Origin of the sequence: Flexivirga sp. (assembly GCF_051955415.1) — a bacterium.
Lineage (GTDB): Bacteria > Actinomycetota > Actinomycetes > Actinomycetales > Dermatophilaceae > Flexivirga.
Genome location: NZ_JBQCGS010000047.1, coordinates 1 through 10,139 on the forward strand (window position 1 = coordinate 1; position 10,139 = coordinate 10,139).

Here is a 10,139-nt window from a genome sequence, read left to right on the forward strand (position 1 = left end):
TCACGCCGGCCGGCTCCTTCACACCCGGTGCCGGCAAAACGTATGTTCATCAACCCGAAGGCGACACCGACGTTACGAGCCAGACACCAGGTGCTCAGGATCCAACCACCGCGAGAGCGGCAACATCACCCTGACACTGACTCGACGTTACCCGGCGTCGACTCCACGTGCCTGCCACCGGGCGAGCCCGGCTCGCACAGCATCCTCCGGCCAGATCGCGCCGGCGGCTTCGACGATCGTTCGCCCCTCGGCCCGGATGACCCGCTGCACCTGCTGCATCGCGGCGACCACCGACCTCTCGTCAGCCGCAGGCACCTGCAGGGATGCGAGTCGATCGCGTTGCGCCGCAGTCAGTTTCGCCGACCACTGCTTCACGCCCATCGGCGGCAGCGGTTGGTTGGACTCGACATACAGCTCGTAGAGGACGCGCCGGTAGTTGTGCACCGCCTCCTGCCCGAGCAGCCAGTCGTACCGAGCCACCACCGCGTCCGGGAAGATCGCCAGCTGCCGCGCGAACTCGAGCGCGATCGCCTCCATGCGCTGCGCATCCGGCCCCCGCTGGGCATCCACGACGGTCGGCGGCGACGTCGCATCGTGTCGACGATCGAAGACCGGCACCCGATGACGGTATGGCGTCTCCGCGATGTCAGACGTCGCTTCGAGCACGGCATCGACCCGCAATCCGTCCGCAGTGGTCAGCACGAAACTCCCGGGCAGTCCGGGCATCTCGTAGCTGATGACCGGGTCGAGGAACGCCCAGGTCGTCGCCGCCGAGGTGACGAAGTCGTCGCGGGAGTCGTCCGCGACGGTCACCACCAGGTCCAGGTCGCTGCCCGCGTCGGCCACTCCCCGGCCCAGCGACCCGCTGAGCCAGAGCGCCTCGACACGCCCGTCGGCGCTGAGCGTCGCGACGGTGTGGTCGAGGATCTCGGCATACCCCTGCGGCAGTGGAGCGATGGCACGCGCAGCTACCGCCGGGAGAGACGTGGTTTCGATACGGCCTCCTTCGCTGCGCTCCCCCGACCTACTCAACCGACGTCGCGTCGGGCAGACGCTGCAGCAGCAGTGCCTCGGCCAGGCAGACCCGCTCGAACTCGCCCAGGTGCAGGCTCTCGTTCGCGCCATGGGCGCGTGTGTCCGGGTCCTCCACGCCGGTGACCAGGATGGCCGCATCGGGGAACTTCTCGGCGAACGCCGCCACGAACGGGATCGATCCGCCGACACCGATGTCGACCGGTTCGGTGCCGTCCCATGCGTCCTGGAACGAGGAGCGTGCCGCCGTGTAGATCGGCCCGTCCGCGTCGGCGTCGAAGCCGGCGCCCTCGTCGTCGAGTGTCACCTCGACGCGGGCGCCCCAGGGCGCGTGCTCCTGCAGGTGCGCGCGCAGCAGGTCGTATGCCGCTCGCGGGTCCTCCGACGGCGCGATCCGCATCGAGACCTTCGCGCGGGCGCTGGGCACCAGGGTGTTGGAGGCCACGTCGACGGCCGGAGCGTCGATGCCGATCGTGGTGATCGCCGGCCGGGTCCACAACTGGGACAGGAACGAGCCGGTGCCCATCACCTGCACACCGTCGAGCAGACCGCTCTCCTCACGCAGCCGTGCCTCGTCGAAGTCCAGGTCGGCGGCGTCACCACTGACCAGACCGGCGACCGCGACGTCGCCCTTCTCGTCGTGCAGCGACGCCAGCAGACGGGTCAGCGCGGTCAGCGCGTCCGGCACGGGGCCGCCGAACATGCCCGAGTGCACGCTGTGGTCGAGGGTGCGCACCGAGATCACGACCCGAATCATCCCCCGCAGCGAGGTGGTCAGCGCAGGCACGCCGATCTTCCAGTTGGAGGAGTCGGCCAGCACGATGGCGTCGGCCGCGAGCTTGTCGCCGTGACGTTCCAGGATCGTCGCCAGCGAGTCGGAACCGACCTCCTCCTCGCCCTCGACGAAGACGTTGACACCGCACGGCGGACGACCGCCGTGGGCGCGCAGCGCCGCGACGTGCGCCATCACGCCGGCCTTGTCGTCGGCGGCGCCGCGGCCGTAGAGCCGCCCGTCGCGTTCGGTCGGCTCGAACGGCGGGGTGTCCCAGTCCTTGTCCTGCCCCGGCGGCTGGACGTCGTGGTGCGCGTAGAGCGTGATGGTGGGGGCGCCCTCCGGCGCGGCGAGCCGGCCGATGACGGCGGGACGGCCGCCCTCGCGCACGATCTCCACCTCGAGCCCTTCGTCGCGCAGCAACTGCGCGACAGCCTCGGCGCTGTCGTCCACGTGCGATGGGTCGAAGGAGTCGAGGGACACGCTCGGGATGCGGGTGAGCGCCTCCAGGTCGGCGCGCACCCCCGGCATCAGTGCCCGCACGGTCGCGGTCAGGTCGGACGGGTCCGGCGAAGTGGTGTTGTCGGTCACACCGCCACGCTATCGGGTCCGCATCCACCGGCCGTGCCGCGTCGTCGGGCACGGCCTGCGCACCCGTAGACTGTGCCACGTGTTCGGCCGCAACAAGACCCCAGCAGACTCCGACGTGACCACGCAGACGTCCGTGGGCCTGGAAAAGCGCGACAAGCTCGACAAGCTCGACAAGGAGGTCCCCACGCACTCCGCGGTGACGCCGAAGAAGGGCCGGCCGACTCCGTCCCGCAAGGAGCAGGAGGCGGCTCGTCGCAAGCCGCTGGTGCCGGTGGACCGCAAGGCCGCCAAGCGTCAGTCCCGGGAGGATGCCCGCAAGCAGCGCGTCGAGCAGCGCGAGGCCTTCGCGCGCGGTGACGAGAAGGCCCTGCCTCCTCGGGACAAGGGCCCGGTCAAGGGGTTCATCCGCGACTACGTCGACTCGCGGCGCAACTTCGGCGAGATCCTGCTGCCGCTGATGCTCGTCGTGCTGGTGCTGACCGTGCTGCCCAACCGGTCACTGCAGATGGTGGCGTTCTTCCTGGTGTGGATGGTCGTCATCCTCGGCATCATCGACGCCTACCTGATGGTGCGCCGGATCAAGGCACAGATCCGCGAGCGCTTCCACACCGAGCCGCCGCGCGGCACCGCGTCGTACGCGGTGATGCGGGCGTTCCAGTTGCGCGCCGGCCGTCGGCCGATGCCGCGCGTCAAGCGCGGCGACAAGATCTGAGCCACCGGAGAGTGCTCACCCGGCGGCGCCGGGCGACGGCGCGACCCGCGAGGTTGGGCTATCCCCCGGCCGTCAGCAGCATCGGACCGTAGACCCGTGTCTCACCGTGATGCAGCGTCACCGCGCTCACGCCCACACTGAACAACGCCCGCCACTGCTCACCGAGCCAGCTCTCGGCGTCGCTCTGCGTCGGGAAGCCGGTGGTCACCAGCTCCACTCCACGGACTGCGCTTCCGTGTGCGTCCTCATAGGTCCACCGCCAGCCATCGTTCATGGCCGGAACCCTAGTCACCACCGCTGACACCGTCGCCGCCGGAACACGCGAAAACCCACTGCACCCCCGAGTGCAGTGGGTTTCGCGGACCCGGTGACCGACCGGGTGGCTCCGGTTACGCGGACTTGACCTCGCTGTGCGTCATCCGCCAGATGCCGACGATCATCGGCAGCGCCAGCCAGATCAGCAACGACACGATCAGCTTCGGCCAGTCATCGCCGTGCATCGTGCCGTCATACAGCGGCGACATCGTCCGGTTGGTGTCCGCCCATTTCGCCACCGACTCCGACCACGAGAAGCTGCCGAGGATCGACCAGAGCGTCGGCAGGATCAGGAACGCCACGATCGCGCCCGGCGTGTTCTGGAGCAGCATTCCGAAGGCGACACCGATCGACATGTAGAGCAGCTGCCCGACGATGACGCCGAGGATGATCTGCCAACCGAGACTCCATGACTGGTCGCCGCCGCGCAGCGCGCCGGTCAGCGCGGTGAACGCCACTGCGCTGATCAGGGCGAGTACCACGCCCGCCAGCCCGAGGATCAGGCCGGCCGCCCACTTGGCGTAGGCGACCCGTGCGCGGCGGGGTTCCAGGGTGAACGTCACCAGCCCGGTGCGCTGCGACCACTCGGCGGTCACTGCCAGCACACCGAGCAGCGGCAGCACCATCTGCAGCGGCAGCGACGCCAGCGCGAGGAAATCGCTCAGGTTCTTGTCCTCGCCCGGGCTGCCGCTGAAGACACCGATCAGCGAGACGCCGACGACCAGCGCGGCCACCACCAGCACCAGCACCCGCCCGGCACGGGTGTCGCACAACTTGCGCAGTTCCAGCGAGACCAGCCGCCCGAACGGTATGCCGGGCGTGGCCGCGGCCGGTCGGGGTGGTGCCGGAGCGGCGCGGTCGGCCCGTTCCTCGGTTGTCGTGTCCGGCCGGGTGTTCATGCCGCGACTCCTTCCCGGGCGTCGCCCGCCGTGAGCTGCAGGAACATCTCCTCCAGGCCGGCCGACCCGGCCTCGCGCAGTTCGACGAGCACGATCTGCTGCTCCAGCGCCAGCGCGCCCACCGCACGTGGTGCCGCATCGGTGTGGATGCCGCCTCCGTTCAGCGGCGTCGCCTGGAAACCGCCGACCTCCAAGGCGGTTGCCAGGCGCGCGTCGTCGTCGCTGCGGACCGTGGTCCCCGCGGCGGACATGAGTTCCGCCTTCGAGCCGCTGGCGACGATCTTCCCCCGGCCGATGACGACGAGGTCGTCCGCGACCACTTCGATCTCGTGCAACAGGTGGGACGACAGCAGCACGGTGCCGCCCTCGTCGGCGAAGCCGCGCAGCAGACTGCGCATCCACCGGATGCCGGCCGGGTCGAGCCCGTTGGCCGGCTCGTCGAGGATCAGCACCCGCGGGTCGCCCAGCAACGCGTGCGCGATGCCGAGCCGCTGGCGCATACCGAGCGAGTAGTTGCGCAGCCGGCGACGCGACTCGGCCGGTGTCAGTCCGACGAGTTCGAGCATCTCGTCGACCCGGCTGCGGTCCAGGCCCATCATGATCGCGCCGAGGGTGAGGATCTCCCGCCCTGTCCGTCCGGTGTGCTGTGCCGCCGCGTCGAGCAGCACGCCCACCTGCCGGCCGGGGTTGCCCAGGGCGGCATACGGCTTGCCGAGCACGGTCGCCACGCCACTGGTGGGCGGTGTCAGCCCGCAGATCATCCGCATGCAGGTCGACTTGCCGGCGCCGTTGGGTCCCAGGAAACCGGTGACCGTCCCGGGGTGCACCGAGAAGGACACGTCGTCGACCGCGGCATACGAGCCGTAGCGGCGGGTGAGGTTCGTGACTTCGATCATGACCACCACGATCCCCGGAACGGCCCGAGCGCACATCGGCCGCTGGATGGAACCGCCCTCCTACTTTGGTATGGCATCCGCGCGACCGACGGCTCTGCCGGCCCGGTCCGCCGGCGCTCTACGCTGACGGCGTGAGCCTCGCCCTGCCCGGCACCAGCCGTCGCCGCCACGTCTGGGGCGAGGTGTGGCGCGAGCTCGCGGCGGCGGCACTCGGGGGTCTGCTGCTCGCCGCCCAGATCGCCGGCGGCGCACGGGGATACCGCGACCCGGGCCCCTGGATCGCGGCCGACCTCGCGCTCGGCGCGGTTGCGCTCGTGCTGCAGTTGTGGCGTCGCCGATGGCCGTTCGGCATCTGCTTCGTGGTGACCGCGTTGTCCGCGCTCTCCGTCGTCGCGGCGGCGTCCTCCTGCATCGCGCTGATCTCCCTGGCAGTGCACCGCCGGTGGCGGCCGACGCTCGTGTGCTGCCTCGAGGCGCTGGTGGCGGGATACATCTCGCAGTTGTTCTTCTACACCGACGCGCACGACCGTTTCAGCGAGTGGATCACCGACACGGTGATCGGCGCTCTCGCGGTCGCCCTGTGCGTCGCCATCGGCTGGGCGATCGGTGCGCGTCGCGTGCTCGTGGACAATCTGCGCAACCAGCTCGCGGTCGCCGAGGATCGCCAGCACCTGCGGGTCGAGCAGGCGCGAGTTGCCGAACGGGCCCGCATCGCGCGGGAGATGCACGACGTGCTGGCCCACCGGATCTCCCTGGTGGCGATGCACTCCGGGGCGCTCACCTACCGCACGAACCTTTCACCGGACGAGCTGCGGGAGTCGACGGCGATCATCCGGGACAACGCGCACGCGGCACTGACCGAGCTGCGTGAGGTGCTCGGGGTGCTGCGCGGCCCGATGACGCAGTCACACCGCCCCGACGCGCCACAGCCCACTCTCGGCGACCTGCCGGCACTGGTAGCCGCCCTCGAACCCACCGACGGTCCGATCGAACTCACCATGCCGGACGACCTCGGCGGCTTGACCGACCTGACCTCGCGCAACGCCTACCGGATCGTGCAGGAAGGGCTGACCAACCGCCGCAAGCACGCGCCCGGGCAGCCATTGTCGATCCTGCTGTGCCGGGACGGCGACGACCTGCGGCTGACCATGCGCAACGGTGTGCCCGGCCCGGACAGCCGGTTCGTGACCGGCGACATGCCGGACTCGGGCCTGGGACTGGTGGGGGCCACCGAACGCGCCGAACTGGTCGGCGGCGAGCTGACCGCCAGCCGAGACCGCGCGGACGACTTCGTCATACGGGCGCGGCTACCGTGGCCCCGTGACGACTCCTGACACCCGGCCGATCCGGGTCCTGCTGGTCGACGACGACGCGCTCGTGCGCGCCGGCCTCCGGCTCATCCTGCGCGGGGCACCGGACATCGACGTGCTGAGCGACGACCCGGCCGAGGGCGCCGCCGGTGTGGCCGTGGCACGGGCGCAGCGCCCGGACGTCGTCCTGATGGACATCCGGATGCCGGGCACCGACGGCATCCACGCGACCAGCACCATCGTGCGGCAACCGGATCCGCCGCACGTGATCGTGCTGACGACCTTCGACTCCGACGACCTGATCGTGCAGGCGCTGCGTGCCGGCGCCAGCGGTTTCCTGCTCAAGGACACCCCGCCCGAGCGGCTCGTGGACGCCGTCCGGTCCGTGGTCGCCGGGGATCCGATCCTGTCCCCCAGCGTCACCCGGCAACTGGTCGAGAAGGTCACGGCCGGCGCGACGGACGGGTATGACGCCGCCCGTCGTCGCCTCGCCGCCCTGACCGAACGCGAACGCGAGGTCGCCGAACTGGTCGGGCGCGGCCTGTCGAACGCCGACATCGGCCGGCAGCTCTACATGAGTGTGCCGACCGTGAAGGCCCACGTGTCGCGGGTGCTGACCAAACTCGACGCCGACAACCGCGTCCAGGTCGCCATCGTGGTGCACGACGCCGGCCTGGACTGAGTCCCGCTCAGTCGACCTGGGTCTGGACGAACGGCGGCTTGACGACGACGGCGGGAAGCTCCCGGCCGCGCACGTCGATGACGACCTCGTCGCCCTCCTTGGTGCCGCGGTCCATCAGCGCGATGGCGATGCCGACCTTCAGCGTGGGCGACATGGTGCCCGACGTCACCTCACCGATCACCGCGCCCTCGGAGTCCTTCACCTCGCAGTGCGCTCGCGGGATGCCCCGGCCGGTCGCCTTCAACCCCCAGGTCAGCCGGTAGCCGCCGGCCTCCTTCTGCGCGGCGAGCGCCTCCTTGCCCCAGAAGGCGTCCTTGCTGCGCCCCACCGCCCAGCCGGCGCGGGCCATGTTCGGGGTGATCTGCATCGACAGTTCGTTGCCGTGCAACGGATAACCCATCTCCGTGCGGAGTGTGTCCCGGGCGCCGAGCCCGCACGGGAGACCGTCATACGGCTGCATGGCCTCGACGAGCGCGTCCCACAGGGCCGGGGCGTCCGCCCAGCGCGGCACCAGCTCGAAACCCTTCTCGCCGGTGTAACCGGAGCGCAGCACGATGACCTCGCGCCCCTCCCACTGCGCCACACCGAAGGACATGTAATCCAGGTCGGTGGGCAGCCCGAGCGCCGCGACGACCTCCGGAGCCTTCGGGCCCTGCACCGCGATGATGCCGTAGTCGCTGTGCTGGTCGGCGATCTCCAGACCGTCCGGCGCCTGCTGCTGCATCCGGCGGACCACTTCGGCGGTGTTCGCGGCGTTCGGGACCAGGAAGACCTCGTCGTCCGATCGTAGGTACTGGATCAGGTCGTCGACGACGCCGGCCGTCTCCTCGTCGAGGCACATCGTGTACTGCGCCTTCGGCGGCGCCACTTTGCGCAGATCGTTGGTGAAGCAGCGGTTGACGAAGTCGGCGGCGCCCGGGCCCTGCACCAGGGCCTTGCCCAGGTGCGACACGTCGAAGATGCCGACCCGCTCACGGACCGCGGTGTGCTCGCGCAGCACACCACCGCCGGGGTATTCGATCGGCATCTGCCAGCCACCGAAGTCAGCCAGCTTCGCACCGAGTGCGACGTGGCGATCGTGCAAGGGGGACGTCTTGAGCTGCTCGGTCATACCGGCACGCTAGCGCCCTGACGAGGGCGTATCGTCGCCGGAGTCCCACCATCGAGTCGCACCGGGTCGTCCCGTCGTGCCATCCACCTCACCGTCAGGAGAAGAAGAAGTCGTGCCGAGGCTGAACGTTGCCGACCAGTTGGTCGCCAAGAGCAAGAGCGATGCACTGGTCGTGCTCGCGGTCCAGGACGGCGAGCACGCGCAGGTCGCCGCCACACCGGCGCTCGCCGCCGAGACCAGGGAGCACCTGGACGCCTGCCTGCTGACGCTCTCGGCCAGCGGCGCCGCCGACGAGGTCATCAAGCTGGCCGGGGTCCCCGGCGTCGCCGGCCAGGTCGTGGTGACCGGTTCGGGTCTGGCCGGAACGCCGACCGATGACGATGCCGAGGCGCTGCGCCGCGCCGCTGGTGCCGCCGTGCGCGCGCTGTCCGGCAAGGCCGAGACGATCACCGTGGCATTCCCGGCCGGCAGTCCGGCACAGGTCACCGCGGTCGCCGAGGGCGCGCTCTTCGGGTCCTACGCCTTCACGTCATACAAGTCGAACGGCGCGGGCGGTAAGGCCGTCGCCAAGATCACCGTGCTGACCTCGCTGGCCAAGGACAAGGCCGTCAAGGCCGGCGTCCAGCAGGCCCAGGTCGTGGCGGACGAGCGCGCCTGGGCGCAGGACCTGGTCAACACTCCCCCGCTGGACCTCTACCCCGAGTCGTTCGCGGCCGCGGTGAAGGAGCACTTCGCCGGCAGCAAGGTGAAGGTCAAGATCCTCGACGAGAAGGCGCTGGCGAAGGAGTCGTGCGGCGGGCTGATCGGCGTCGGTCGCGGCTCGGCCCGTCCGCCGCGGATGGTCGTGCTCAGCTACGAGCCGGCCCGTGCGAAGTCGCACCTGGCGTTCGTGGGCAAGGGCATCACCTTCGATTCCGGTGGCCTGTGCATCAAGCCGGCCGAGGGCATGATCACCATGAAGTGCGACATGGCCGGCGCGGCGGCGGTGGCCGCCGCCACCGCCGCGATCGCCGAACTCGGCCTGCCAGTGGCCGTGACGACCTACCTCTGCCTCGCCGAGAACCTCACCGGCTCGGACGCGCAGCGCCCCGGCGACGTGCTGACCATGCCGAACGGCCGGACGGTCGAGGTCATCAACACCGATGCCGAGGGCCGGCTGGTGATGGCCGACGGGCTCGCGCTGGCCTCCCGGCAGGAGCCGGACCTGCTGATCGACGTCGCGACCCTGACCGGCGCCGCGGTGCTCTCGCTCGGCACCCGGACCGCCGCGGTGCTCGGCAACGTCGACGCCGCTCGCGACGAGGTCGTGGCGGCAGCCGCCGACGCGGGCGAGGACCTCTGGCCGATTCCGCTGCTGCAACACCTGCGCTCGGGCATGAAGTCGCTGGTCGCCGACACCAAGCACACCGGCGCGCGCCAGGGCGGGATGATCGTCGCCGCGCTGTTCCTGCAGGACTTCGTCGGCGAGGACGCCGACGGGTCACCGCTGCCGTGGGCGCACCTGGACATCGCCGGGCCGGCATACTCCACCGACGACGCCTACGGGTATGTCGGCAAGGGCGCCTCCGGGTACGGCGTGCGCACCCTGGTGCAGCTGGCGCAGTCCCGCAGCTGACCGGGGGGTCAGCCGACCGGCGGACGGCCCAGAAGACCGCAAGTCGTCCAGCGGCGACAGGCAAGAGCCACCTTCGCGCACGACAAGCGGACGCCAGAGGAGACGACGACCGACAGCAGAGGGACGCCCCCCGAGCTTGGGCGTGGGGCGTCCCACTGCTGTCGCGAGGCGTCGAGTGGAAGGACTACCCCCACATGGGGCGGA

At 70.5% G+C, this 10,139-nt stretch carries 10 protein-coding genes; 4 read left to right on the plus strand and 6 right to left on the minus strand.

What is annotated here, in order from left to right:
- Nucleotides 1-147: 147 nt before the first annotated feature.
- Nucleotides 148-1,032 carry a nucleotidyltransferase domain-containing protein gene (locus ACTHL4_RS07900; protein WP_440282202.1) on the minus strand — a complete coding sequence of 295 codons (885 nt, stop codon included), beginning with the start codon at nucleotides 1,030-1,032 and terminating at the stop codon, nucleotides 148-150.
- Nucleotides 1,025-2,395, minus strand: coding sequence for a dipeptidase (locus ACTHL4_RS07905; protein WP_440282203.1), 1,371 nt, complete (start codon nucleotides 2,393-2,395; stop codon nucleotides 1,025-1,027). Before ACTHL4_RS07905 ends, ACTHL4_RS07900 begins: the two co-directional genes overlap by 8 nt.
- Nucleotides 2,396-2,510: 115 nt before the next feature.
- Here ACTHL4_RS07905 and ACTHL4_RS07910 point away from each other — a divergent pair, with 115 nt between their 5' ends.
- Nucleotides 2,511-3,107 (plus strand): DUF3043 domain-containing protein, encoded by a 597-nt coding sequence (locus ACTHL4_RS07910; RefSeq protein WP_440282204.1) that lies wholly within the window; start codon nucleotides 2,511-2,513, stop codon nucleotides 3,105-3,107.
- Between the two features lie 58 nt (nucleotides 3,108-3,165).
- Here the strand turns inward: ACTHL4_RS07910 and ACTHL4_RS07915 are convergent, their stop codons facing one another.
- The 3 genes from ACTHL4_RS07915 to ACTHL4_RS07925 all read right to left on the minus strand — a co-directional run bounded on the left by ACTHL4_RS07915 (nucleotide 3,166) and on the right by ACTHL4_RS07925 (nucleotide 5,217).
- The gene (locus tag ACTHL4_RS07915; RefSeq protein WP_440282205.1) at nucleotides 3,166-3,381 is read right to left on the minus strand and encodes a hypothetical protein; all 216 of its coding nucleotides are present in this window, start codon (nucleotides 3,379-3,381) and stop codon (nucleotides 3,166-3,168) included.
- Between the two features lie 115 nt (nucleotides 3,382-3,496).
- A complete protein-coding gene (locus ACTHL4_RS07920; protein WP_440282206.1) occupies nucleotides 3,497-4,321 on the minus strand; it encodes an ABC transporter permease in 825 nt (274 codons plus the stop codon).
- Nucleotides 4,318-5,217 (minus strand): ABC transporter ATP-binding protein, encoded by a 900-nt coding sequence (locus ACTHL4_RS07925; RefSeq protein WP_440282207.1) that lies wholly within the window; start codon nucleotides 5,215-5,217, stop codon nucleotides 4,318-4,320. Before ACTHL4_RS07925 ends, ACTHL4_RS07920 begins: the two co-directional genes overlap by 4 nt.
- Before the next feature lie 131 nt (nucleotides 5,218-5,348).
- Here ACTHL4_RS07925 and ACTHL4_RS07930 point away from each other — a divergent pair, with 131 nt between their 5' ends.
- Nucleotides 5,349-6,551, plus strand: coding sequence for an ATP-binding protein (locus ACTHL4_RS07930; RefSeq protein ID WP_440282208.1), 1,203 nt, complete (start codon nucleotides 5,349-5,351; stop codon nucleotides 6,549-6,551).
- Nucleotides 6,538-7,209, plus strand: a complete 672-nt coding sequence (locus ACTHL4_RS07935; protein ID WP_440282209.1) for a response regulator — start codon at nucleotides 6,538-6,540, stop codon at nucleotides 7,207-7,209. The genes ACTHL4_RS07930 and ACTHL4_RS07935 overlap by 14 nt, the downstream gene beginning before the upstream one ends.
- 7 nt (nucleotides 7,210-7,216) lie before the next feature.
- Here ACTHL4_RS07935 and gcvT read toward each other — a convergent pair whose 3' ends face one another.
- Entirely contained in the window at nucleotides 7,217-8,320 is a 1,104-nt protein-coding gene (gene gcvT, locus ACTHL4_RS07940; RefSeq protein WP_440282210.1) for a glycine cleavage system aminomethyltransferase GcvT, read from the minus strand.
- Nucleotides 8,321-8,432: 112 nt separating this feature from the next.
- Between gcvT and ACTHL4_RS07945 the strand changes: the two genes are divergently transcribed.
- Nucleotides 8,433-9,935 carry a leucyl aminopeptidase gene (locus tag ACTHL4_RS07945; protein ID WP_440282211.1) on the plus strand — a complete coding sequence of 501 codons (1,503 nt, stop codon included), beginning with the start codon at nucleotides 8,433-8,435 and terminating at the stop codon, nucleotides 9,933-9,935.
- The last annotated feature ends 204 nt before the right edge of the window (nucleotides 9,936-10,139 follow it).